The sequence below is a fragment of the Streptomyces sp. NPDC012508 genome, from assembly GCF_042902595.1.
GTDB lineage: Bacteria > Actinomycetota > Actinomycetes > Streptomycetales > Streptomycetaceae > Streptomyces.
This window is the reverse complement of record NZ_JBIBEO010000008.1, coordinates 141,525-166,705: the sequence shown is the minus strand read 5'-3', so window position 1 is coordinate 166,705 and position 25,181 is coordinate 141,525. Positions and strand designations below refer to the sequence as shown.

The window sequence follows — 25,181 nt, the reverse complement described above, 5'->3', positions numbered from 1 at the left end:
GCCTTATGACGCTGCGTCAATCCTGATGACATAAGGGACAATCGCGCGCTCTGAAGAGGTGTTGTTCGCCCGATTCTTCCGCCCACTCGCGTGTGACCGGGGGCGTGGTGTATAACCGCCCGGTTCATCTGCCGACCAACCGAAAGCCGGGCTCTTTCATGTCATCCAGCGGAATCGCGGAGAATGCCGCACAGCAGGAGAGCGAACACGAGGGCACCGAGGGCTCGCCGGACCGGCGGGGGCTGCTGGCTGCCGGTATCGCCCTGCTCGCCTGCTTCGGGATCGTCGGCTACGGCATGCTCGACACCGACGAACAGCCGAAGCCGCGTGCCGTGCCGACGGCCGAAGTGACGTACGAGGTCACGGGGACGGGAACCGCAGAGATCTCGTACCTCGCCCGCAGCGTGGCCGGCACGGCCACGGTCGAGAAGGCCGTCGCGCTTCCCTGGAAGAAGTCGGTCCAGGTGCCCCTCGGGAAGGCCCCGACCGTCGCCATCGTCCTCGACGGGAAGGGGGGACAGGCGGCCTGCACACTGGCGATCCGCGGCAAGCACGTCCAGCGCTCCACCGCCATGGGCGAGTTCGGGCGCGCCACGTGCACCGGCGAGCTGCCCCCCGGCGGCGGCCAGGGGTGACGCGCCACCTCCCGGGGATCCGTACGGCCGCGGGCAGTTCCCCGTACGCCAGAAGCTGACGAGCACGACCACCACGAACGACAGCGGCCGGGCCCCTTCTGCAGGGTCCCGGCCGCCTGGCGTCGCAGGAGCGCGATGTCGGCTGCCGCGGATGCCGACGTGGTGGAGGGATCGGCCGTCCCGCGCTCCGGCCCGTGGACGCGCCGGCGAGCCTCAGCCGCGACGATCTGTCAGATGTCCCGGAAGATCTCGATCTGCGCGCCGACCGAGTTCAGGCGTTCCGCCAGGTCCTCGTAGCCGCGGTTGATGACGTAGACGTTCCGGAGGACCGACGTGCCCTCCGCGGCCATCATCGCCAGGAGGACCACCACCGCCGGGCGCAGGGCCGGGGGGCACATCATCTCGGCCGCGCGCCAGCGGGTGGGGCCCTCGACCAGGACGCGGTGGGGGTCGAGGAGTTGGAGGCGGCCGCCCAGGCGGTTGAGGTCCGTGAGGTAGATGGCGCGGTTGTCGTAGACCCAGTCGTGGATCAGCGTCTTGCCCTGCGCCGTCGCCGCGATCGCCGCGAAGAACGGGACGTTGTCGATGTTCAGGCCCGGGAACGGCATCGGGTGGATCTTGTCGATCGGCGCCTCCAGCTTGGAGGGGCGGACCGTCAGGTCGACCAGACGTGTGCGGCCGTTGTCCGCGGCGTACTCCGGGGAGCGGTCGTGGTCGAGGCCCATCTCCTCCAGGACCGCGAGCTCGATCTCCATGAACTCGATCGGGACCCGGCGGATCGTCAGCTCCGACTCGGTGACGACGGCCGCGGCCAGCAGGCTCATCGCCTCGACCGGGTCCTCGGAGGGGGAGTAGTCCACGTCCACGTCGATCTGCGGGACACCGTGGACGGTGAGCGTCGTCGTGCCGATGCCCTCCACCCGTACGCCCAGCGCCTCCAGGAAGAAGCAGAGGTCCTGGACCATGTAGTTGGAGGAGGCGTTGCGGATGACGGTCACGCCGTCGTGGCGGGCCGCGGCCAGCAGCGCGTTCTCCGTCACGGTGTCGCCGCGCTCGGTCAGCACGATCGGGCGGTCCGGGACCACGGAGGATTCGACCTGCGCGTGGTAGAGGCCCTCGGTGGCCGTGACCTCCAGGCCGAAGCGGCGCAGCGCGATCATGTGCGGCTCGATCGTCCGCGTACCGAGGTCGCAGCCGCCCGCGTACGGCAGCCTGAAGCGGTCGAGGCGGTGCAGCAGCGGGCCGAGGAACATGATGATCGAGCGGGTACGGATCGCGGCCTCGGCGTCGATCGAGTCCATGTCCAGCTCGGCCGGCGGCACGATCTCCAGGTCGACCCCGTCGTTGATCCAACGGGTGCGCACCCCGATGGAGTTGAGGACCTCCAGGAGCCGGAAGACCTCCTCGATGCGCGCGACGCGGCGCAGGACCGTGCGGCCCTTGTTGAGGAGTGAGGCGCAGAGCAGCGCGACACACGCGTTCTTGCTCGTCTTGACGTCGATGGACCCGGAGAGCCGGCGGCGGCCGACGACCCGCAGATGCATGGGGCCGGCGTAACCCAGGGACACGATCTCGCTGTCGAGTGCTTCGCCGATGCGTGCGATCATCTCAAGGCTGATGTTCTGGTTGCCACGTTCGATCCGGTTCACGGCGCTCTGGCTGGTGGCCAGGGCTTCGGCGAGCTGCGTCTGCGTCCATCCACGGTGCTGACGGGCGTCACGGATGAGCTTGCCGATGCGTACGAGGTAGTCGTCTGCCATGGGCGTCACGTTATCTCAGATATGAGATGAGGCTTGCGCGGGGGTGAGCCATCAGGGTGACGAACCGTGAGCAGTGGGGTGACGTGGTTCATACAGGGACAGTTCGGACCCGCTCGGCATGCGTACGGTGGCGAGCAGCCCCCACCCCTGGTCGCTGGGCTCCGACGTCTCGACCCCGCGCTCCCGCAACGTGGCGAGCGTACGGGTGATGTCGTCGCACATCAGATAGAACTCGTGCTTCGGCGCACCCTCCGTGGGGTGAACGGCGACCTCCGCCGGCGGCAGCTTGAAGATGAGCCAGCCGCGACCCGCGTCGACGTGCTCGAAGCCCAGCACGTCCTTCAGGAACGCCCGGTCGGCGTCCGCGTCCGGGGTGTAGAGAATCACATGCGCGCCGCTGAACATGCTCCGATCCTCCCCCTGCCGTACGGCCGCGGCAATCGCTCCGCGCCCGTACGGGGAGAGGGGGCGGGGCTGCTCAGGCCGCGGCCGGCGCGGTCGCCGCGCGGTGGTGGCTCGGGCGGGTCCCGTACACCCGGTGGAAGGCGACGCTCAGCCCGAAGGCGCTGCGGTAGCCGACCTGTCGGGCGATCGACTCCACCGTCGCGTCGGTACGCGCCAGCAGGTCGGCCGCCAGGGCGAGCCGCCAGCCGGTCAGATACGCCATGGGCGGTTCGCCGACCAGGTCGGTGAAGCGGCGGGCGAGCGTCGCCCGCGACACCCCCGTCTCCTCGGCGAGCGCCGCCACGGTCCATGGCCGCGCCGGACGGTCGTGCATCAGCCGGAGCGCCCGGCCCGCGACAGGGTCGCCGAGCGCGCGGTACCAGCCGGGCGGATCGGCCTCCGGACGCGCGAACCACTCGCGCAGCGTGGACAGCAGCAACAGGTCCAGGAGCCTGTCCAGGACGGCCTGCTGCCCCGGGTCGTCCCGGCCGATCTCCGCGGCGGTGAGGTCCAGGATCGGGCCGGGCCCGCCGTCGGGGCGGACCGTGACCACCCGGGGGAGCGCGCTCAACAGCCGCTCCGAGACACGGCCGCCCACGTGATAGCTGCCGGTGAGCAGCACCGTCGGGCCGTCCAGGGTGTTCCCGCAGGTGCGCAGTCCCAGCACGATGTCCTCGCAGACCTCCTCACCGTCGGCCGTCGTGCACCGGTCGGGGCCTTCCAGGACGTAGAGCGGCGGAGTCCCGGCGCCGGGATCGTCGGTGACGGAGAACGGCTCCGAGCCGACCACGACCGCCACATCCCCTCGGCCGAGCGCCACGGGCGGCTCGGTGCCGCCCGGGATCAGCCAGCCCGATCCCCGCAACATCGTGACCAGGGTGAGTTGCGTCCGGTCGGCGAAACGGATCGACCACGGCGGCGCCAGGATGTTCCGGCTGAACAGCGCGCCGTCGGATCTCACTTCGTACAGCAGACTTCCCAACGCGTCCATGGGGCAAGGCTAGACCCTGAGTCGGCGGGTGACGCGGCTCCTTGAGACGCTGAGACATCGATGTGAGCGCTCATGCCATTCCGCGCCTCACATCCTCGGCGTTGGATGTCTCTCATGACGACTCATCACATGACGACCGGGCCGATCCTCGTCCTCGGCGGCACCGGCAAGACCGGGCGCCGTGTCCTCTCCCGCCTCCGCCGGCGCGGCCATGACGTCCGCGCGGCCTCCCGCAAGGGGCCGACCCGCTTCGAGTGGACCGACGAGAACACCTGGGAGCCCGCCCTCGCGGGCGCCGGCGCGGTCTATCTGGTCGACTCGCAGCGCGAGGACGCCGCGACCTCGATGCGCGCCTTCGCGAAGCTCGCCGCCGCCGGCGGGGTCGAGCGCCTCGTCCTGCTCTCCCACAGCGACTGGGTCGTGCCGGAGGGCGAGGAGAAGCTGCCCTGCGAGAGCGCGGTGCGGGAGTCCGGTGCGGCGTGGACGATCCTGAAGCCGGCCTGGTTCGCCCAGAACTTCAGCGAGGACCCGATGTTCCGGGGGCAGATCCTCGACGGGGAGGTGGTCACGTCGACGGGAGCGGGCGCCGAGCCGTGGGTCGACACGGAGGACATCGCCGACGTCGCCGTGGCCGCCCTCACCGAGGACGGGCACGCCGGGCAGACGTACCCCTTGTCCGGGCCGCGGCTGCTCACCTTCGACGCCGTGGCCGACGAGATCGCCCGGGCCACCGGCCGGGACGTCACCCACCGGGCCGTCTCGCCCGAGGAGTTCGCGTCCTACGCGGCGCGGCGCGGGGTGTCCGAGGAGTACATCGCCCTGCTGAACATGCTCTACGGCTGGATCCGCGAGGAACGTTTCGCCCGGCTCGCGGACGGCGTCCAGCGCGCCCTCGGCCGTGAACCGCGCGACTTCTCCGACTACGTCCGTACGGCCGCGGTGACGGGTGTCTGGCACAGCTGACAGGTGTCTGGAACGGCTGACCGTCCCACCCGTCTCCGGCTGCGTCCGTACGCCGTGGTCACATCGGCCCGGCACCGCTGGCCGTCCCTCCGTCGACCTACGGCAATTCGACCGAGAGGTGGGCGGAAAGGGCGCGGAGGAAGTCCGGCGCGTCGAACATCGCGCCCGCCGAGGCGACCCCGGCCGTCCTGGTCCGCCCGGTGAGGAGCCGCTCGACCGCTTCCACCGCGAGCGGCGCGCTGACGGCGTAGATGTCCCGACCGCTCGCCACGGCGCGCTGCTCCACGCCACCGGAGCGCACGACGACGTCGACGAGGAAGGTCTGCGCGGACCGTCCGCGCTCGTCGACCGCGGCAGGCGCCGGGGTGTCCGAGGCCGCCAGGTCCCCGGCCGCCTCGACGGCCATGTACGTACGGACCTCGGGCACCGTCAGGTGGCTGGGGACGGTGACGACGTCGGCCATGGTGAAGTCGCCGATCACGGCCCTGACCCCCAGCGGCTCGGGGAAGGTCCACTTCAGGGTCGGCGGTGCGTCGTGGCTGTACTCGAGGCGCCCGTCGCGGAAGCGGACGTGCCGGCCGTCCCTGCGCTGCCGGGAGACCGCGCCCGCCGTGCGGGTCCCGGCGGTGGGGTGCCAGCTGCTCAGTCCGTACGCGACGTGCGCCTCGTCGGCCGAGGTCCAGTCGCCCATCGCCGCGGTGACGAGCAGGTCGCCGAGGCCGCCGAAGAAGGCCATCGCCGGGACGACGGCGATACCCGCGGCGCGGGCGGGCTCCTCGAACCGGGCGAACGTGTCGAGATTGGCCTCGATCTCGGCCGCCACGTCCACGTACGGGATACCGGCGCGCAGCGCCGCCTCGATCAGCGGGGCGGCGGTCGTGGCGAAGGGCCCGGCGCAGTTGACGACGGCGGCGGCGCCGGCCAGCGCGCGGTCGAGCGAGGCCGGGTCGTCGACCGTGGCGGGCCGGGCCTCGAGCCCGGGACGGGTCGCCGCGAACTCGCGCAGCTTGCCGGCGTCGCGCCCGGCGAGAACCGGGACGAACCCCCGGTCCAGCAACTCCGCCACCACGAAGCGGCCGGTGTGCCCGTAGGCACCGAACACGGCGACTGTCTTCTGTCCTGATCCCATGGGTTCCCCCGTTGTCCTCTGTGTTCCGTCGTTCGGACAAGGAGAGTCTGGCAACCGAGGCTCGGTCCGAGGGAGTGTCCGGAACGACATGGCTCGTACAATTCCGGACATGGGAACTGTCGCGCTGGCCGTCACCGACGGGATGCTGCACTTCGAACTCTCCGTGGCGCACGAGGTGTTCGGCGACCCGCTGTACCGCCTGGCCGTCTGTGGGCCGGGCCCGGTACGGGTGGGGAGGTTCCTGCTGGAGCCGGACGCGGGTCTCGACCGGCTCCCGCACGCCGACACGGTGATCGTTCCGGGGTGGGCGGACGTGGACGTGCCCCCGCCCGCGGACCTCGTCGACGCGGTACGCGCGGCGCACGAGGCGGGCGCCCGGGTGGCGTCCCTGTGCACGGGCGCGTTCGTGCTGGCGGCGGCGGGCCTGCTCGACGGCCGCCGCGCGACCACGCACTGGGCGCACACCGACGTCCTGGCCGCCCGCCATCCCCTGGTGGAGGTCGACCCGGACGTGCTCTACGTCGACAACGGCAGCGTGCTCACCTCCGCGGGCAAGGCCGCCGCGATGGACCTCTGCCTGCACCTGGTCCGCCTCGACCACGGCTCGGCGGTCGCCAACACGGTCGCGCGCCGCCTGGTCGTGCCCCCGCACCGGGCGGGCGGCCAGGCCCAGTTCGTCACCGCCCCGGTCCCGGCCCAGGACGACCACCCACTGGCCGGTCTGTTCCCCTGGGTGATCGAGCGACTCGACCAGGCGCTGACGGTGGAGGACCTGGCCCGCCGGGCGAACATGAGCTCGCGCCACCTCGGCCGCCACTTCCGGTCGGTGACCGGCACGACCCCGCTGCAGTGGCTGCTGACCCAGCGGATCCGGCGGGCCCAGGAACTCCTGGAGTCCACCGGCGACAGCGTCGACGCGATCGCGGCGGCCACCGGCATGGGCACGGCCACGACCCTGCGCCGCCACTTCAACCGCACGCTCGGCGTCCCCCCGGACGCCTACCGCCGCACGTTCCGCAGCGCCCGGGCGGACGGGACGGGCGATCGCCCGAGGGCGGAGGCCGGCAGTCCGGCGTCGTTCACCGGCCACCCGCGCGATTGAGTGGGCGGTCACACGCATGCCGGGCATGACCGAGCGGCGGGGATGCACTAGAGTTATCTCGACATCGAGATAACTGCTTACGGCGCACCGCAGCCGCCCACCCGGTAAGGGTTACCTAACTAAGCCTTACCTTAGCGGATCGGCGAGGAGTCGTGGCGGCAGCATGGCGGTAATACGCGCACATTGATGAAGGAGACTGTCGTGTCGGCGAACAGCTTCGACGCCCGCAGCACGCTGCGCGTGGGCGACGAGTCGTACGAGATCTTCAAGCTGGACAAGGTCGAGGGCTCCGCGCGCCTCCCTTACAGCCTGAAGGTCCTCCTGGAGAACCTGCTCCGCACCGAGGACGGCGCGAACATCACCGCCGACCACATCCGGGCCCTCGGCGGCTGGGACTCGCAGGCCCAGCCGAGCCAGGAGATCCAGTTCACGCCGGCCCGCGTGATCATGCAGGACTTCACCGGCGTCCCGTGTGTGGTGGACCTCGCCACCATGCGTGAGGCCGTGAAGGAGCTCGGCGGCGACCCGGCGAAGGTCAACCCCCTCTCCCCGGCCGAGCTGGTCATCGACCACTCCGTCATCGCCGACAAGTTCGGCACGAAGGAAGCCTTCGGCCAGAACGTCGAGCTGGAGTACGGCCGCAACAAGGAGCGCTACCAGTTCCTGCGCTGGGGCCAGACCGCCTTCGACGACTTCAAGGTCGTCCCCCCGGGCACCGGCATCGTCCACCAGGTGAACATCGAGCACCTGGCGCGTACGGTCATGGTCCGCAACGGCCAGGCGTACCCCGACACCCTCGTCGGCACCGACTCGCACACCACCATGGTCAACGGCCTCGGTGTGCTGGGCTGGGGCGTCGGCGGCATCGAGGCCGAGGCCGCCATGCTCGGCCAGCCGGTCTCCATGCTGATCCCGCGCGTCGTCGGCTTCAAGCTGACCGGCGAGCTGCCGGCCGGCACCACCGCCACCGACCTCGTCCTCACGATCACCGAGATGCTGCGCAAGCACGGCGTCGTCGGCAAGTTCGTCGAGTTCTACGGTGAGGGCGTCGCCGCCACCTCCCTCGCCAACCGCGCCACCATCGGCAACATGTCGCCCGAGTTCGGCTCCACCGCCGCGATCTTCCCGATCGACGGCGAGACCCTGAACTACCTCAAGCTCACCGGCCGCTCCCAGCAGCAGGTCGCGCTCGTCGAGGCGTACGCCAAGGAGCAGGGCCTCTGGCTGGACCCGTCCGCCGAGCCCGACTTCTCCGAGAAGCTGGAGCTCGACCTCTCCACGGTCGTTCCCTCCATCGCCGGCCCGAAGCGCCCGCAGGACCGCATCGTCCTGGCCAACGCCGCCCAGCAGTTCGCGCTGGACGTCCGCAACTACGTGGACGAGGTCGACGAGGCGGGCAAGGAGTCCTTCCCGGCCTCCGACGCCCCGGCGAACCACCCCAACGGTGCCCCGTCGAAGCCGGTCACCGTCACGGCCCCCGACGGCTCCACGTACGAGATCGACCACGGCGCCGTCACCGTCGCCGCGATCACCTCCTGCACCAACACCTCGAACCCGTACGTCATGGTCGCCGCCGCGCTCGTCGCGAAGAAGGCCGTGGAGAAGGGCCTGACCCGCAAGCCGTGGGTCAAGACCACCCTCGCCCCGGGCTCGAAGGTCGTCACCGACTACTTCGACAAGGCGGGCCTGACCCCGTACCTCGACAAGGTCGGCTTCAACCTCGTCGGCTACGGCTGCACCACCTGCATCGGCAACTCCGGCCCGCTGCCGGAGGAGGTCTCCAAGGCCGTCAACGAGCACGACCTCGCGGTCACCTCGGTCCTCTCCGGCAACCGGAACTTCGAGGGCCGTATCAACCCCGACGTCAAGATGAACTACCTGGCCTCCCCGCCGCTGGTCGTCGCGTACGCCCTCGCGGGCTCCATGAAGGTGGACATCACCAAGGACGCGCTCGGCACCGACACCGAGGGCAAGCCGGTCTACCTGGCGGACATCTGGCCGTCGGAGGCCGAGGTCAACGACGTCGTCGCCAACGCCATCGGCGAGGACATGTTCAACAAGTCCTACCAGGACGTCTTCGCGGGCGACGCCCAGTGGCAGGCGCTGCCGATCCCGACCGGCAACACCTTCGAGTGGGACACCGAGTCCACCTACGTCCGCAAGCCCCCGTACTTCGAGGGCATGACGATGGAGACCACCCCGGTCACCGACATCGTCGGCGCGCGCGTCCTGGCCAAGCTGGGCGACTCGGTCACCACCGACCACATCTCCCCGGCCGGTGCCATCAAGGCCGACACCCCGGCCGGCAAGTACCTCACCGAGCACGGTGTGGAGCGTCGTGACTTCAACTCCTACGGCTCGCGCCGTGGCAACCACGAGGTCATGATCCGCGGCACGTTCGCCAACATCCGCCTGCGCAACCAGATCGCGCCGGGCACCGAGGGCGGCTACACCCGCGACTTCACGAAGGAAGGCGCCCCCGTCTCCTTCATCTACGACGCCTCCCGCAACTACATCGAGCAGGGCACCCCGCTCGCGATCCTGGCGGGCAAGGAGTACGGCTCCGGCTCGTCCCGCGACTGGGCCGCCAAGGGCACCGCGCTGCTCGGCGTCAAGGCCGTCATCGCCGAGTCGTACGAGCGCATCCACCGCTCGAACCTCATCGGCATGGGCGTCCTGCCGCTCCAGTTCCCGGAGGGCGCCTCGGCGGAGACCCTGGGCCTGACCGGCGAGGAGACCTTCTCCTTCACCGGCGTCGAGGAGCTCAACAACGGCACCACGCCGCGCACGGTCAAGGTCACCACCGACACCGGTGTCGAGTTCGACGCGGTCGTCCGCATCGACACCCCCGGTGAGGCGGACTACTACCGCAACGGCGGCATCATGCAGTACGTCCTGCGCAACCTGATCCGCGGCTGACGCATCGGGTGAAGAACGAAGCGGGCCCCGCTCCTCGGAAGAGGAGCGGGGCCCGTCCGTCTGTTCGTCGGGCGCCGGGGGCGTCGATCAGAACATGAAGCGGTACGTGTTCCAGCCCGAGTTGCCGATGAGGACACGGGCCTTGAACGGGGCCGTGGCGTTGCCGGTGCCCGAGTAGCGGTACAGCTTGCCGGTCGTGTCGCGGGCGACGATGTCGGCGAGCCCGTCGAAGTCCAGGTCGCTCACGGCCGTGAGGTTGTTGAACATGTTCCAGCCGGTACCGACCTTGGTACGGGCGGAGAACGGGGCCTTCTGGTCGCCCGTGCCCTTGTACAGCCACAGGGTGCCCGCGCCGTCGCGCGCGACGATGTCGGCCTTGCCGTCACCGCTGAGGTCGCCGGCGCCGGTGATCTGGGTGTACTGGCCCCAGCCGCCGCCGACCAGGGTGCGGCCGGTCAGCTTGCCGGTGCCGTACCCGAGGTAGATGTACAGGTTGCCGGACGTGTCGCGGGCGAGCAGGTCCGGAGCGGCCGCGCCACCGAGGTTGCCCGGGACCAGAACCTTGTTGTAGATGTTCCAGCCCGTGCCGACGGTGATGCCGTCGTCCGTTGTGTCACCGTCGGCGTAGCCGAGGGTGCCGTCGGTGGCCCACACCCAGATGTCGTCGGCGACGCCGTCACCGTCGTTGTCGGCCTGCTGGGCGTGCTTGACGTCGCCCCACGTGTCGGTCTGCCACAGGCGGGCGTCGTAGCCGCCCGTGCCGTTCGGCGAGTACCAGTACAGGGTGTTGCCGGTGACGGCACCCAGCCAGCGGTAGTCGGCCTCGGCAGTCGTGGAGGCGATGCCCGCCTTCGGCGCCTGCACCGGCTTGGTGGCCGCGGCGGCCGCCTTGCCGGCGCCGTTCGGGGCGTCGGCCGCCATCGCGCTCGTGGTGGTGGCGACGAGGGCCGCGGTGATCGCCGCGACCGTGACACGGGACAGGATGCCCGTGGTGTTCAGGCCAGAGGAGGTGGCCACGTCAGTCTCCAGTGTCTGTGGTGGAAAGGGTCCGCCGCAAAGGGCGAACGGGCCCCGCTCCCCGGAAGAGGAGCGGGGCCCGTTCGTCTGTTCGTCGGACGTCGAGGACGCCGGTCAGAACGTCAGGTCGATCAGAACAGCAGGCGGTAGGTGTTCCAGCCGCTGGTGCCGATCTTCACCCTGGGCTTGAACGCGCCCGCGGCGTTGCCGGTGCCCTTGTACAGGTACAGCGCACCGGCGTTGTCACGGGCGATGAGGTCCGTGATGCCGTCGAAGTCGATGTCGCCGACCGAGACGAGGTTGTTGAACAGGTTCCAGCCGCCGCCGATCTTGACGCGCCCGGCGAACGGGGCCGTGGAGCTGCCCGTGCCCTTGTACAGGTACAGGTTGCCCGCGCCGTCACGCGCGACGATGTCGGCCTTGCCGTCACCGGTCAGGTCGCCCTTGCCGGTGATCTGGTTGTACTGGCCCCAGCCGCTGCCGACCAGCTTGCGCGCGGTCAGCTTGCCGTTGCCGTAGCCCAGGTACAGGTACAGCTTGCCCGAGGTGTCCCGCGCGAGCAGGTCGTCGGCGCCGGCGCCCGCGAGGTTGCCCGCGGAGGTGACCTTGTTGTAGATGCCCCAGCCGCTGCCGACGTTGAAGGAGTCCTCGCCGAACGGCGTGTAGGACAGCGTGCCGTTGCCGACGGCCCAGAGGCCGTCCGCGCTGCCGTCCGCGTCCTGGTCGGCCTGCGTCATGTGCTTGGCGTAGTTCCAGCCGTAACCGGTGTAGATCCGGCTGTCCAGGCCGCCGTCGCCGTTCGGCGGGTAGCCGTACATGTCGCCGTTGCTGTTGACGCCGTACAGGGCGTTGATCGGGGCGTCGGCCGCGGCCGACGTGTTGAACGCGGAGGCGGACGGCGCCGCCTGCGCGCGCTCGGCGGTCGTCGGCTGGTCGGCCGCGACGGCGCTCGTGGTCGTGGCGACCAGGGCCGCGGTGATCGCCGCGACCGTGACACGGGACAGGATGCCCGTGGTGTTCAGGCCAGAAGAATTGGCCACGTATTCACTCCCGTTTTTGGTGGAAATGGGTCCGCCGCACCCCGAGGGGCGCGGCGGACCACTCACTCCCAGGAATCCTCGCACAGGATCTTCACGGGTCAATTCGTTTGTGACAGAACTGTTTCGGTAAGGAGCTCCTGTTTGCCGGGAGTTAGCGGAGCAGCTCCACTTCTGCCAACTGGGCCTCTGTGCCGAGCACCAGACGGTAGGTCGTGTACGAGCCCGGCGCCCGGATCGTGAAGGCCCGGGTCTGGCGGTCCCAAGTGAAGGTCTCGCCGGTCCTCTTGTCCAGGTCCGTCCACTTCTGTCCGTCCCTCGAACCCTGCAACACCCACCCGGTCGGCGCCGATTCCGCCGCCGCCGACGTCAGCGTGTACTGCACGGCACGCGTCCTCTCCGCGACCGGCAGTGCGACGGAGGTCACGGCCGCCGACGTGGCCGAGGTGTTGTCGACGAGCGGACCGGTGCCGGTCGTGGCGTCCGTGCGCGGCGACGGGGCCTTGCCGAGCGGGGTGATCGAGACCGGACCCGCCTGCGCGCCCGTGCCCCAGGCGGAGGGCTTCGACCCCATCTCGAACGAGAGCGTGCCGCCGCGGGCCAGCAGGTCGTGCGGCAGCGCGGTGGAGTTCCAGCGCTTGCCGTCGACCTTCACCCCCTGGACGTAGAGGTTCCTCGCGCTGTTGCGCGGGGCCTCGACGACCAGCTTGCGGCCGTTGTCCATCCGGACCGTCGCCTTGGTGAAGAGCGGCGAGCCGATCGCGTACTCCCCGCTGCCCATCACCAGCGGGTAGAAGCCCAGCGCGGAGAAGAGGTACCAGGCGGACTGCTCGCCGTTGTCCTCGTCGCCGTGGTAGCCCTGCCCGATCTCGCTGCCGGTGTAGAGCCGCGAGAGCACCTCGCGGACCTTCTCCTGCGTCTTCCAGGGCTGCCCGGCCGCGTTGTACATGTACGGGACGTGGTGGGCGACCTGGTTGGAGTGCCCGTACATGCCCATCCGGACATCCCGGGCCTCGGTCATCTCATGGATGACGCTGCCGTACGAGCCGACGAACTCCGGGCTCGCGGTCTCGGGCGTGGAGAAGTAGCTGTCCAGCTTCTCGCCCAGCTTCGACCGGCCGCCGTACAGCTGGGCCAGCCCCCGCGAGTCCTGCGGCGCCGTGAAGGCGTAGCCCCAGCCGTTGGTCTCGGTGTAGTCGTACCCCCAGATCCTCGGGTCGTACTGCTCCGAGGGCACCCGCCAGTCGCCCTTCAGATCACGGCCCTGGAAGAAGCCGGCCTTCGCGTCGAAGAGGGAGACATAACTCTGCGCGCGGGAGAGGAAGTACGCCGCCTCCTCCTGGTACCGCTTCTTGCCCGTCTTCTTGTGCAGCGCCTGCGCCATCTTCGCGATGCCGTAGTCGTTGAGGTAGCCCTCCAGGGACCAGGAGAGGCCCTCGTGGGTCTCGGTCGACGCATAGCCGAGGAAGGGGGAGGTCTCCATCCCCTTGCGGCCCACGCCCCGGCTCGGCGCCACGACGGTGGCGTTCTTCAGCGCCGCCTCGTACGCGGCCTCCGCGTCGAAGTCCACGCCCTTGACGAACGCGTCGGCGAACGCCACGTCCGAGGAGGTGCCGGTCATCAGGTCGGCGTAGCCGGGGGAGGACCAGCGGGATATCCAGCCGCCGTCCTTGTACTGCTGCACGAAGCCGTCGACCAGTTCGCCCGCCTTGCGGGGCGTGAGGAAGGAGTAGGCCGGCCAGGTCGTGCGATAGGTGTCCCAGAAGCCGTTGTTGACGTACACCTTCCCGTCCACGACCTTTGCCCCGGTATGCGTCGGGGTGTCGGGACCGGTCATGGGGGAGAAGGGGCTGGCGTACCGGTGCTTCGAACCGACCTTCTCGAATCCGGAGTTCGGGTAGAGGTAGAGCCGGTAGAGGCTGGAGTAGAGGGTCACCAGCTGGTCGTGGGTGGCGCCCTCGACCTCGACCCGGCCCAGGATCTCGTCCCAGGCGTCCTGCGCCCGCTCCTTCACGCTCTCGAAGCCGCTGCCGGCCGGGAGCTCGTCCGCGAGGTTCGCCTTCGCCTGGTCGACGGAGATGAGCGAGGTCGCGATCCGCAGGCTCACCGTGCGGTCGGCGCCCGCGTCGAAGCGGAGCAGGCCCCTGACGCCCTCGGCCGCCGAGGAGGTGACCGGCGCGTCGAAGACGCCGTACACGAACATCCGGGTGGCGCCCGTCGACAGACCGCTCTTGACGTCCGAGAAGCCGGTGAAGGAGCTGCTCGCCGGGTCGAGGGTCAGACCGCCCTCCGCCGTGACGTTGTCGAGGACGACGCTCGCGTCGTCGCCCGGGTAGGTGAAGCGCATCAGCGCCGCGTGGTCGGTGGGGGTGATCTCGGCCTTCAGACCGTTCTCGAAGGTGACGCCGTAGTAGTGCGGCCGGGCCGTCTCCTTCTCGTGGCGGAAGGCGAGCGCCCGCCTGGTCCGGTCGGTCTCCGGGGTGCCGGCCGCCGCCGACGGCATCACCTGGAAGGTCTGCCGGTCACCCATCCAGGGACTCGGCTCATGGCTCGCGGCGAACGCCTGCACCGTGGGCAGGTTGTCGGCGTTGTTGCCGCGCGCGTACTCGTACAGCCAGCTCTTGGAGGCCGCGTTGGTCACCGGCGTCCAGAAGTTGAAGCCGTGCGGGACGGCGGTCGCCGGGAAGGTGTTGCCACGCGAGAACGAGCCGCTGGAGTTCGTTCCCCGGGTGGTGGAGGCGTAGTCGGAGAGCCGGTCAAGCCGCTTCTCCGGCGCCTTGGCCTTGAGCGCGATGTCGTCGATCCAGCCCTGGAACTTCGCCGGGCCCTTGGGGGAGTCGTACGCCACCAGGATCCGGTCGACGGTCCGGCCGGCCGCGACCGCTCCGATCCGCGAGGTCACCTGGTTCCACTGGTTGACGTAGAGCCGCTTGGCCGCGCCCTGGCCCTGGGGTGAGAGGAGCCCGCCGTGGGAGTCGGCGGCCCTGAGGTCACTCAGAGAGGTGCCGTCGGTGAAGGCCAGGTCCACCGACACGTTCGTGGCGGGGTAGTTGAGGTCCGTCTCGGGAAGGGACGGGAAGATCCGGTACGACAGCTCGGTGTCCCGGGCTATCGGGGTGTCCACGTCGAAGATCTTGTTGTACGAGTACGCCCGCCCGTCCGGCTTGTGCGTGCCGGCGTAGCGCAGGGCCCGCGTTCCGGTGAAGCCGGCGTTCGCCTTGGCGGTCGGCGAGCCGCCGGGGCCGCGGTCGACATGGCTGCGCATCTCCTCGGGCACGGGGGTGGAGGTGTCCCCGTTCGAGAACTGAACGTCGGCCAGCTGGGTGAGGCCCGCTCCGGCGTTCTTCGTGAACTCGAGCCGGTAGTGGGCGTACGCCGTGTCGTTGGCGGTGTCGTACGTCTTCGTCTCGAAGCGCTTGGCGAAGCTCTGGCCCTCCCTGCTGTCGAGGGCCTTCCACTCCTTGCCGTCCGCCGAGCCCTTCAGGGTCCAGTCGCGAGGGTCGCGCTCGGCCGCGTCGTTCGCCGACGTCAGCGCGTAGGTGACCACCTTGACCGGCTCGTCCAGGTCGAACTCGATCCAGGCGGTGGGCTCGAAGACCAGCCATTTCGTGGAGGGCTGAAGGTCGACCAGGTTTTCCTTGGTCTCCCCCGAGCCCGCGTTCTCGCCGCTCGCGCGCAGCGCCACCACCTTGTCGGTGACATTGCCCGGTATTCCACTGGCGAAGCCGCCGTCGACCCCCGACGCGCGCGGCGCGCCGTTCGATCCGACGTCCACCGTATTACGCCAAGTGGGCTGAGTTTCGTCCGATTCGAAGGAGGTGGTGAACTCACCGGAGGATATGTCGGTTTGGCCGGGAACTGCCTGTGCCACCGAGGGCGCCGAGCTCAGTACCAAGGCCGTCGACGCAATCAGCGCGGCGGCTCTGAAGCGGGGGTTCCGGGACCGCGATCGGGTGCGAATTCTGGGCTCCATGCCGTGTCGCCGCTCCTGCCACTGGATTTGGACAACGTTGTCAAACCAAAGACGCAGGCTCCAGTAGGAGGCCAAGTGAGAGGTGGTGTCAAGGGTGTTGACGGCAAGTCGGGGGATGAAACGGCATAGATACGTCTGCATAATCCGCGAGGTCTCAACTCGGGAAAGACTGCCGCGCAAACCTGCTTTCGATCTTGCTCAGGAGAAGGGAAGTGGACTATACCTGTCGGCGTCCGGACCGTCGTACCAGTCACTCGACGGCACGACGCCTGTACGTGTACGACCCAAGCTGCATTCGAATGCGGTGGCGGGGCCCCTTCGCCTGTGGCGATCAGAAACGGGCGACCGGTACACCGCCTGAGTCCTGAATGAAGGCGAGGACTTGAGCATGGGATCCACCTCCGCGCACAACGACGAGGGCCTCGGCCGCCGCGATCTGATCAAGCGGTCCGCCGCTCTCGGTCTGATCTCGGTGCCGACGATGAGCTTCCTTTCTGCCTGCGCCAGCGGCGGCACCACCGACGGCGGCGACAAGGTCGAGAAGGGCACGAAGACCGAGAAGAACCCGCTCGGCGTCAACGGGTCGGCCCCGCTCGACTTCGTCCTCTTCGACGGAGGCTTCGGCCAGCAGTACGCCAAGGACGCGGTGAAGGTCTACGAGACCACCTACCCGCAGGCCAAGGTCAAGTTCACCGCCACCCAGAAGATCACCACCGAGCTGCAGCCGCGGTTCAACGGCGGCAACCCGCCGGACCTCATCGACAACTCCGGCGCCGAGCAGATGGACATGGGTGTCCTCGTCGGCCAGAAGCAGCTGGCCGACCTCACGGCGCTGCTCGACGCCGCCTCGATCGACGACCCGAGCAAGAAGGTCCGCGACACCCTGCGCCCGGGCATCGTGGAGATGGGCCAGTTCGACGGCGCGCCGGTCTGGATCCTCTACTACGCGTACACGATCTACGGCGTCTGGTACTCCCAGAAGCTGCTGGACTCGCTCGACGCGAAGTACCCCGAGACCTGGGACGAGATGCTGGCCGTCTGCGAGAAGGCCAAGAAGAAGGGCATCGCGGGCTGGACGTACGCGGGCAAGCACCCCTACTACGTCCCGTTCTCGCTCTACCCGATGATCGGCAAGGTCGGTGGCCGCGAGGTCCTCGACGCGATCGACAACCTGGAGCCGAAGGCCTGGGAGCACCCCGCCGTCAAGGCCTGTTTCGAGGCGTACTACGAGCTCCAGCGGAAGGGCTACATCCTCCAGGGCACCCCGGGCCTCGACCACATCCAGTCGCAGACGGCCTGGACCGAGGGCAAGGCGCTCTTCATCCCGAACGGCTCGTGGGTGGAGAACGAGGCGGCGAAGACCATGCCGGCGGACTTCAACCTCGCCGTCTCCGCCCCGACCGGCATCGACTCCTCCGACAAGATGCCGTTCGGCACGATCTGGGCCTCCGGCGGTGAGCCCTTCATCGTCCCGGCCAAGGCGAAGAACATCGAGGGCGGCATGGAGCAGCTGCGCATCATGCTCAGCGAGGCCTCCTCGAAGAACTTCACCAAGTCCGTGAAGTCGCTGACCGCGTTCAACGGCGGCACCGACGGCATCGAGCTGACCCCGGGTCTGAAGTCCGGCGTCGCGGCCCTCGACAAGGCCGGACAGAATGTCGTCAACCCGCGTCTGCAGGACTGGTACGTGGCGCTGCAGAAGGAGAAGATCGGTGTCGCCGGCATCGGCGAGATGATGGCAGGCCGGGCGACGCCGGCCGAGACGATCAAGAAGATCCAGAAGTTCGCCGACGAGGCGGCCAAGGACTCCTCCATCAAGCACTACAAGCACCAGTGAGCTGTGCCGGGGCCCCTTCCCGCCGACCGGGAGCGGGCCCCGGCTCCTTGCGTACGGCACGCACGCCACGCACGGCACCAGCGGCTACTCCGCGGGAAGATCGGGGTCGGTAGGAATGCAACACGGCAAGTACCGTTTCATCGTGGGGTTCCTGGCGGTTCCCCTGGCCATGTACGCGTTGTTCGTCGTCTGGCCCTTCATCCAGTCCATCTACTACTCGTTCACGGACTGGAGCGGTCTCAGCCCCGAATTCCGGATGGTCGGGTTCGACAACTACAGCCGCATGCTCGACGACGAGGTGTTCTGGAAATCGCTCCAGCACAGCCTGACCTTCGCGGTCGTGCTGCCGCTGGTCACCGTCGGCCTGGCGCTGTTCTTCGCGTTCATGCTCAATGTCGGCGGTCGGCGCCGCCGGGGAGCGGCCGTCGCCGGTGTGCGCGGCTCGTCCTTCTACAAGATCGTGTACTTCTTCCCGCAGGTGCTGTCCATCGCGATCGTGGCGCTCCTCTTCCAGTTCGCGTACAACCCCAACAGCGGAGCCATCAACTCGGTCCTCAAGGGAGTCGGACTCGGCAGCATCCAGCCCGACTGGCTGGGTGACCCGAACCTGGCCCTCATCTGTGTGATGGTCGTCCTCGTCTGGTCCACGGTCGGCTTCTTCGTGGTCCTCTTCTCGGCGGGCATGGCCTCGATCCCCAAGGACTTCTACGAGGCGGCGCTGCTCGACGGCGCGAACCGTTTCACCACCTTCTTCAAGATCACCCTGCCGCTGCTCTGGGACACCGTGCAGTCCGGCTGGATCTACATGGGCATCCTGGCGCTCGGCGCGGAGTCCTTCGCCGTCGTCCAGATCATGACGGTCGGCCCCAACGGCGGCGGGCCGGACTACTCCACCATCGTGCTGCCGCTGTACGTGTACCAGAAGGCCTTCCGCGACGGTCAGGCCGCCTACGCGACCACCATCGGTGTCGCGCTGCTCGTCGTCACGCTGCTCTTCGCGGCGGTCGTGATGCGGCTCGGCCGGCGCGAGCGGCTGGAGTACTGATGCTGTGTCTTCCCGGGGGACGACTCCCGGACCCCCAGCAGGAAAGCAGCTCGGTCGCGGTGGCCGGCACGACAGCACGAGGTGACCTCCGGTGAAAGCCATCGACACCCCTCCGGCCGGCGCGGCGCTGCCCGAGCCGCCCGAGCCTGGCGTCACGAAGGTGACGAAGAGCGCTCCCTCCGCTCCCCGCAAGGCGAGCAAGGCGGAGGGCGCGACCCTCAACGTCTTCTCCCACGGCATCCTGATCATCTGGGCGATCATGGTGGTCATGCCGCTGCTGTGGGCGGTCATGACCTCGTTCAAGACCGACCGGGCGATCTTCACCTCGCCCTGGGCGCTGCCCGACAAGCTGCACTTCGAGAACTGGTCGCGCGCCTGGACCGAGGCGCACATGAGCGACTACTTCCTGAACACCATCCTGGTGGTGGGCGGTTCGCTGATCGGCACACTGCTCTTCGGTTCGATGGCGGCCTACGTGCTGGCCCGCTTCGAGTTCCCGGGCAACCGCTTCATCTACTTCCTCTTCATCGGAGGGATGAGCTTCCCGATCATCCTGGCGCTCGTGCCGCTGTTCTACGTGCTGCAGAACATGGCCCTGCTCAACACGCTGCACGGCCTCATCCTGGTCTACATCGCGTACTCGCTGCCGTTCACCGTCTTCTTCCTCACGGCCTTCTTCCGCACCCTGCCGAGCTCGGTGGCGGAAGCGGCCTTCATGGACGGCGCCTCGCACACCCGGACCTTCTTCCAGGTGATGCTGCCGATGGCCAAGCCCGGCCTGATCAGCGTGGGCATCTTCAACTTCCTGGGCCAGTGGAACCAGTACCTGCTCCCCACCGTGCTCAACACCGAGCAGGACCAGAAGGTGCTCTCCCAGGGCCTGGTCCAGCTCGCCGTCAGCCAGGGATACAAGGGTGACTGGTCGGGCCTCTTCGCCGGCCTGGTCATGGCCATGCTCCCCGTCCTCGCTGCGTACATCATCTTCCAGCGCCAGGTGGTTGCCGGACTGACGGCCGGCGCGGTGAAGTAACGGTCCCGGACCCCTGGAGGGCGGCCCCTGCGCAAGAGGGGCCGCCCTCCGCTTGTGACGGCGATGTTCAGGACCTGGCCGTCACAGCCGACCGCCGTACCTCCCCGGGCGCGGCGCAGCGAGCCGGAATGTCACGCGGTGTGACGTCCATCGAGGCGGGCCGCAGGTTCCGCACAGGGCGTCCGTACCCACGCTGACCTGCGTGTTCACCCTTGAAGCCAGGTACTCTGAAGTGTCACCCGAAGGGGCGGTCCACGCCCGTGCCCGGTCGGCCGGAGCGGGTGCCGCCGCCGAGCTCATCCGAGCCTCCTCTGGCTCAAGCTCTTGACGGGGGACAGCCCCAAAGGCTCAGCTTAGAGTTCACAAGTTGGAGAACAAGCTGGGGTCTCACAGGCGCGACCCCGGCCCGGGGGCGGTGATCTCACCGTCCGGCGCAGGCGGGAGTGGATGAGTCGATGGAGACTCCGGGGTCGCAGACATCTCTGCACAAGGCCAATCTCGAACGGGTCGTCCGTGCGGTACGCATGGCGGGCTCGCTCACGCAGGCGGAGATCGCCCGGTCCACCGGGCTGTCCGCCGCCACGGTCTCCAACATCGTGCGGGAGCTGAAGGACGGCGGAACCGTCGAGGTCACCCCCACCTCCGCGGGCGGCCGCAGGGCCCGCAGCGTCTCGCTCTCCGGCGACGCCGGCATCGTCATCGGCGTCGACTTCGGCCACACCCATCTGCGGGTCGCCGTGGGCAACCTCGCCCACCAGGTGCTCGCCGAGGAGTCCGAGCCGCTGGACGTCGACGCCTCCGCCGCAGAGGGTTTCGACCGGGCGGAGCGCCTGGTCATGCGGCTGATCGGGGCCACCGGCATCGGCCGCGACAAGGTCGTCGGCGTGGGCCTCGGCGTCCCCGGACCGATCGACGTCTCCTCGGGCACGCTCGGCTCCACCTCGATCCTCCCGGGCTGGAGCGGCATCAACCCGGCCGACGAGCTCTCGGGCCGGCTCGGCGTCCCCGTGTACGTCGACAACGACGCCAACCTCGGCGCGCTCGGCGAACTCGTCTGGGGCAGCGGCCGCGGGGTGAAGGACCTCGCCTACATCAAGGTCGCCAGTGGCGTCGGCGCTGGTCTCGTCATAGACGGACGGGTCTACCGCGGGCCGGGCGGCACCGCCGGCGAGATCGGCCACATCACGCTGGACGAGTCCGGCCCCGTCTGCCGCTGCGGCAACCGCGGCTGCCTGGAGACCTTCACGGCCGCCAGGTACGTCCTGCCGCTGCTCCAGCCCGGTCACGGCCCCGATCTGACCATGGAGCGGGTCGTCCAGCTGGCCCGTGAGGGCGACCCCGGCTGCCGCCGGGTGATCGCCGATGTCGGCCGGCACATCGGCAGCGGTGTCGCCAACCTCTGCAACCTGCTCAACCCCAGCCGGGTGGTCCTCGGCGGCGATCTGGCCGAGGCCGGCGAGCTGGTGCTCGCGCCCATCCGCGACTCCGTCTCGCGGTACGCGATTCCGAGCGCCGCCCGCCAGCTCTCCCTTGCCCCGGGGGCGCTCGGCGGGCGCGCCGAGGTGCTCGGCGCGCTGGCTCTCGCGCTGAGCGAGATGGGCGATTCGACCCTTCTTGAGAGCACCCTGCCCAGTGCTGTGCGGGCCTCGGCGCCTGCCTTCACTTAGATAACGGATGGCACCGTTGTCATCTCGTTAAGGATTTACTCCTTGACGGCGACCCTGCGGCCGAGTTGACTTCCAGCCACCTCGGCCGCAATGTCGCGGCCTCGTCAGGGAGGCAACCCCACATGAACGCAATGACGCGCCGCGTCGTCATAGGCACGGCCGCGGTTTCCATGGCCCTCTCCCTCGCCGCCTGTGGCAAGGCGGGCGACAGCGGCTCGGGTTCGGGCGACAACACCGGTGGGAACGGCGGCGACGGCAAGACCATCGGTCTGCTGCTGCCGGAGAACAAGACCACGCGTTACGAGACCTTCGACCGCCCGATCATCGAGGCGAAGATCAAGGCTCTCTGCTCGGACTGCGAGGTCAAGTACAACAACGCCGCGCAGGACACCGAGACGCAGAAGAAGCAGTTCGACGCGCTGGTCACGCAGGGCGTGAAGGTCATCATCCTGGACTCGGTCGACTACAAGGCCACCAAGTCCTGGGTCCAGCAGGCCAAGGAGCAGGGCGTCGCGGTCGTCGCGTACGACCGCCTGGCCGAGGGCCCGATCTCCGCCTACGTCAGCTACGACAACGAGAAGATCGGCCGCCTGCAGGGCGAGGGCCTGGTCAAGGCGCTCGGCGACAAGGCCAAGGACGCCAACGTTGTCATGATCAACGGCTCGCCGACCGACCCGAACGCCCCGCTCTTCAAGAAGGGCGCCCACAGCGTCCTCGACTCGGGCGTCAAGAAGGTCGTCTACGAGCAGGACATCCCGGACTGGTCCCCGGACGAGGCCAACAAGAAGATGGGTGCCGCCATCGACTCGCTGGGCAAGGACGGCTTCCAGGGCGTCTACTCGGCCAACGACGGCATGGCCGGCGGCATCATCACCGCCCTCTCCAAGCAGGGCATCAAGGTCCCGGTCGGCGGCCAGGACGCCGAGCTCGCCGGTCTGCAGCGCATCCTGAAGGGCGACCAGGCCTTCACGATCTACAAGCAGATCAAGCCCGAGGCCGAGACCACCGCCGAGATCGCGGTCCGCCTGCTCAAGGGCGAGAAGATCGACGACCTGGTCCCCACCAAGGTCACCAGCCTCACGGGTGAGTTCAAGGACATCCCGGCGAAGCTGTACGACGCGCAGGTCGTGACCAAGGAGAACATCGGCTCCACGATCATCGCCGACGGCGTCTACGAGGCCGCGGCCCTCTGCGCCGGCGAGTACAAGGCGGCCTGCGACGCGGCGGGCATCAAGTAACACCCGCCCCGGCACGGCCCTCCGGACCCCCAGACCTGCTCCGGACGGCCCCCCGGTCCGGTCCGGCGCCTCCCGCCCCGTTCAACGCCCCGCAAGCGGGGGCGGGGGCGCCGGACTCTTCTCACAGCCCCCCTCTGTGCTCTCTCGCACCACCATCCCCGCCGGTCAGGCGGCGAAGGAGATGATTCACGTGTCCGCTACGCCCGTGCTGGCGTTGCGCGGAATCTCCAAGCGGTTCGGCGCCGTCCAGGTGCTCACCGACGTAGAACTGGAGATCCACGCCGGTGAGGTCGTCGCCCTGGTCGGCGACAACGGCGCCGGCAAGTCGACCCTCGTCAAGACGATCTCGGGTGTTCACCCGATCGACGAGGGCGTCATCGAGTGGGACGGCCGCCCCGTCCAGATCACCAAGCCGCATGACGCCCAGAACCTCGGGGTCGCCACCGTCTACCAGGACCTGGCGCTCTGCGACAACCTCGACGTCGTCGCCAACCTCTTCCTCGGCAGCGAGCTGAGCTCCGGCTCCGTCCTCGACGAGATCGCCATGGAGAAGCGCGCCAAGGAGCTCCTGGACACCCTGTCCATCCGGATCCCGAGCGTCCGCATCCCGGTCGCGGCGCTCTCCGGCGGTCAGCGTCAGGTCGTGGCCATCGCCCGCGCCCTGATCGGCGACCCGAAGATCGTCATCCTGGACGAGCCCACCGCCGCGCTCGGCGTCGAGCAGACCGCACAGGTGCTCGACCTCGTGGAGCGGCTGCGCGAGCGCGGCCACGGAGTCATCCTCATCAGCCACAACATGGCCGATGTCCGCGCCGTCGCGGACCGCGTCGCGGTCCTGCGCCTCGGCCGCAACAACGGCGACTTCAACGTCGCCGAGACCAGCCACGAGACGATCATCGCGGCCATCACGGGCGCCACGGACAACGCCGTGACCCGTCGCCAGGCGCGCCAGGCCACGAAGGAGGACGCGAAGTGAGCGACCTCGCCAAGACCCCCAAGCCCCGCTCCGCGGAGGCCCCGGCGGCCTCCGCCGCTCCGATCCCCGCCGTCGACCCGCGCCTGGTCGTCCGCGAGCAGGGCATCAAGGGCTACTGGACCGAGTTCAACCGCAAGATCCGCGGTGGCGAACTCGGCTCCCTGCCCGTCGTCCTGGGTCTGATCGTCATCGCGATCGTGTTCCAGGCGCAGAACGGCAACTTCCTCTCCGCGAGCTCCGTCGCGAACATCGCGGTCTACTCGTCCGGCCTCGGCATCATGGCCGTCGGCATCGTCTTCGTCCTCATCCTGGGCGAGATCGACCTGTCGATGGGCTCGGTCGCGGGCGTCGGCGCCGCCGTGTGGGCGGTGCTCAACGTCACCAACGGCATGAACGACCTGCTGGCCGTGGCCCTCGCCGTCCTCTCCGGCCTTGCGATCGGCCTGCTGCACGGCTTCTTCTTCGCCAAGATCGGCGTCCCGGCCTTCGTGGTCACCCTCGCCGGCTTCCTCGGCTGGAGCGGTCTCCAGATCTGGCTGATGGGCAAGGAAGGCTCGATCAACGCCCCCTCCGGCTCGATCGTGGAGAACCTCACGGCGTACTACTTCGAGGACAAGGCCGCCGCGTACGGCCTGGCGCTCGTCGCGGTCCTCGCCTACGCGGGCTCCCTGCTGCTCGACGCCAAGCGCCGCAAGGCCGCCGCCCTGCCGTCCCGGCCGGTCAGCGAGATCGTGCTGCGCACGGCCGTCGTCGCCGTCCTCTGCTTCGTCGTCGCCTACGTCCTGAACGAGCCCGAGGGCGCCCGCGGCCTGCCGCTCGCCCTGGTCCTCTTCCTGGCCGTCCTCGTGATCGCCGACTTCGTCGCCCGCCGTACGCTCTTCGGCCGCAAGGTCTTCGCGGTCGGCGGCAGCGCCGAGGCCGCCCGCCGCGCCGGCATCAACGTCGACCGGATCCGGATCGTCGTCTTCGGCATCTCGGGCATGCTCGCCGCCTTCGGCGGCCTCTTCGTGGCCAGCCTCTCGGGCGGTGCCACCAAGAGCCTCGGCAGCGGCAACACGCTGATGCTCGTCATCGCGGCGGCCGTGATCGGCGGCACCAGCCTCTTCGGCGGCCGCGGCAAGGTCTGGTCGGCACTCCTTGGAATGATCGTGATCCAGTCGATCCAGCAGGGCCTGAACATGATCGGTATGGCCAACGAGATCCAGTACATGATCACCGGCGCGGTGCTCCTCGCCGCCGTCGTGATCGACTCGGTCTCGCGCCGTACGCAGAAGACCGCGGGCCGCGCGTAACGTTTCCGCGTTACCCAGCCCACAGTGTCCGGCGCCGGAGAACCGGTGCCGGGCACTGCTGCGTCCTGCCCAGTGCACCGCCCGTAGGCTCAGCGGTGTGTCGGCCATCCGCGTGACGCACACCCC

The 25,181-nt window shown here is 69.1% G+C and carries 18 protein-coding genes; 11 read left to right on the top strand and 7 right to left on the bottom strand.

Annotated features, from left to right (window positions below; all coding sequences use genetic code 11):
• Nucleotides 1-158: 158 nt before the first annotated feature.
• Nucleotides 159-635, top strand: coding sequence for an MmpS family transport accessory protein (locus ACFY8U_RS26750; protein WP_389574479.1), 477 nt, complete (start codon nt 159-161; stop codon nt 633-635).
• 230 nt (nt 636-865) lie between these two features.
• On the opposite strand, the gene ACFY8U_RS26745 is transcribed toward ACFY8U_RS26750, so the two are convergent.
• The 3 genes from ACFY8U_RS26745 to ACFY8U_RS26735 all read right to left on the bottom strand — a co-directional run bounded on the left by ACFY8U_RS26745 (nt 866) and on the right by ACFY8U_RS26735 (nt 3,830).
• Complete coding sequence (locus ACFY8U_RS26745; RefSeq protein WP_361440920.1) at nt 866-2,395, bottom strand: UDP-N-acetylglucosamine 1-carboxyvinyltransferase; 1,530 nt, start codon at nt 2,393-2,395, stop codon at nt 866-868.
• 51 nt (nt 2,396-2,446) lie between these two features.
• Nucleotides 2,447-2,800 (bottom strand): VOC family protein, encoded by a 354-nt coding sequence (locus ACFY8U_RS26740; protein WP_389574475.1) that lies wholly within the window; start codon nt 2,798-2,800, stop codon nt 2,447-2,449.
• A 73-nt stretch (nt 2,801-2,873) separates the two neighbouring features.
• The gene (locus ACFY8U_RS26735) at nt 2,874-3,830 is read right to left on the bottom strand and encodes a cupin domain-containing protein (protein ID WP_389574472.1); all 957 of its coding nucleotides are present in this window, start codon (nt 3,828-3,830) and stop codon (nt 2,874-2,876) included.
• 114 nt (nt 3,831-3,944) lie between these two features.
• Between ACFY8U_RS26735 and ACFY8U_RS26730 the strand changes: the two genes are divergently transcribed.
• Nucleotides 3,945-4,793, top strand: coding sequence for an NAD(P)H-binding protein (locus ACFY8U_RS26730; RefSeq protein ID WP_389574470.1), 849 nt, complete (start codon nt 3,945-3,947; stop codon nt 4,791-4,793).
• A gap of 97 nt (nt 4,794-4,890) precedes the next feature.
• On the opposite strand, the gene ACFY8U_RS26725 is transcribed toward ACFY8U_RS26730, so the two are convergent.
• Nucleotides 4,891-5,922, bottom strand: coding sequence for a saccharopine dehydrogenase family protein (locus ACFY8U_RS26725; protein WP_389574467.1), 1,032 nt, complete (start codon nt 5,920-5,922; stop codon nt 4,891-4,893).
• Between the two features lie 109 nt (nt 5,923-6,031).
• Between ACFY8U_RS26725 and ACFY8U_RS26720 the strand changes: the two genes are divergently transcribed.
• Together ACFY8U_RS26720 and acnA are read left to right on the top strand one after the other, a co-directional pair.
• On the top strand, nt 6,032-7,024 hold the full coding sequence (locus tag ACFY8U_RS26720; RefSeq protein ID WP_389574464.1) for a helix-turn-helix domain-containing protein: 993 nt from the start codon (nt 6,032-6,034) through the stop codon (nt 7,022-7,024).
• Nucleotides 7,025-7,225: 201 nt separating this feature from the next.
• Nucleotides 7,226-9,943: an aconitate hydratase AcnA gene (gene acnA / locus ACFY8U_RS26715; RefSeq protein WP_389574461.1), complete on the top strand. Its 2,718-nt coding sequence runs from the start codon at nt 7,226-7,228 to the stop codon at nt 9,941-9,943.
• A gap of 87 nt (nt 9,944-10,030) precedes the next feature.
• Here acnA and ACFY8U_RS26710 read toward each other — a convergent pair whose 3' ends face one another.
• The 3 genes from ACFY8U_RS26710 to ACFY8U_RS26700 all read right to left on the bottom strand — a co-directional run bounded on the left by ACFY8U_RS26710 (nt 10,031) and on the right by ACFY8U_RS26700 (nt 15,970).
• Entirely contained in the window at nt 10,031-10,960 is a 930-nt protein-coding gene (locus ACFY8U_RS26710; protein ID WP_389574458.1) for an FG-GAP repeat domain-containing protein, read from the bottom strand.
• Between the two features lie 131 nt (nt 10,961-11,091).
• Nucleotides 11,092-12,000, bottom strand: a complete 909-nt coding sequence (locus ACFY8U_RS26705) for an FG-GAP repeat domain-containing protein (RefSeq protein ID WP_389574455.1) — start codon at nt 11,998-12,000, stop codon at nt 11,092-11,094.
• Between the two features lie 151 nt (nt 12,001-12,151).
• Entirely contained in the window at nt 12,152-15,970 is a 3,819-nt protein-coding gene (locus ACFY8U_RS26700; protein ID WP_389574452.1) for a GH92 family glycosyl hydrolase, read from the bottom strand.
• A gap of 388 nt (nt 15,971-16,358) precedes the next feature.
• Here ACFY8U_RS26700 and ngcE point away from each other — a divergent pair, with 388 nt between their 5' ends.
• From ngcE to ACFY8U_RS26665, 7 genes are all read left to right on the top strand, one after another.
• Nucleotides 16,359-17,807 carry an N-acetylglucosamine/diacetylchitobiose ABC transporter substrate-binding protein gene (ngcE, locus tag ACFY8U_RS26695; protein WP_361440950.1) on the top strand — a complete coding sequence of 483 codons (1,449 nt, stop codon included), beginning with the start codon at nt 16,359-16,361 and terminating at the stop codon, nt 17,805-17,807.
• Nucleotides 17,808-17,922: 115 nt separating this feature from the next.
• Nucleotides 17,923-18,852: a carbohydrate ABC transporter permease gene (locus ACFY8U_RS26690; protein ID WP_389574448.1), complete on the top strand. Its 930-nt coding sequence runs from the start codon at nt 17,923-17,925 to the stop codon at nt 18,850-18,852.
• A 91-nt stretch (nt 18,853-18,943) separates the two neighbouring features.
• Nucleotides 18,944-19,882 (top strand): ABC transporter permease subunit, encoded by a 939-nt coding sequence (locus ACFY8U_RS26685; RefSeq protein WP_389574445.1) that lies wholly within the window; start codon nt 18,944-18,946, stop codon nt 19,880-19,882.
• A 455-nt stretch (nt 19,883-20,337) separates the two neighbouring features.
• Nucleotides 20,338-21,549 carry an ROK family protein gene (locus tag ACFY8U_RS26680; protein ID WP_389574443.1) on the top strand — a complete coding sequence of 404 codons (1,212 nt, stop codon included), beginning with the start codon at nt 20,338-20,340 and terminating at the stop codon, nt 21,547-21,549.
• A gap of 122 nt (nt 21,550-21,671) precedes the next feature.
• On the top strand, nt 21,672-22,787 hold the full coding sequence (locus ACFY8U_RS26675; protein ID WP_361440959.1) for a substrate-binding domain-containing protein: 1,116 nt from the start codon (nt 21,672-21,674) through the stop codon (nt 22,785-22,787).
• A 181-nt stretch (nt 22,788-22,968) separates the two neighbouring features.
• On the top strand, nt 22,969-23,763 hold the full coding sequence (locus ACFY8U_RS26670; protein ID WP_361440962.1) for an ATP-binding cassette domain-containing protein: 795 nt from the start codon (nt 22,969-22,971) through the stop codon (nt 23,761-23,763).
• Entirely contained in the window at nt 23,760-25,055 is a 1,296-nt protein-coding gene (locus ACFY8U_RS26665) for a sugar ABC transporter permease (protein ID WP_361440965.1), read from the top strand. The genes ACFY8U_RS26670 and ACFY8U_RS26665 overlap by 4 nt, the downstream gene beginning before the upstream one ends.
• Nucleotides 25,056-25,181: the final 126 nt, after the last annotated feature.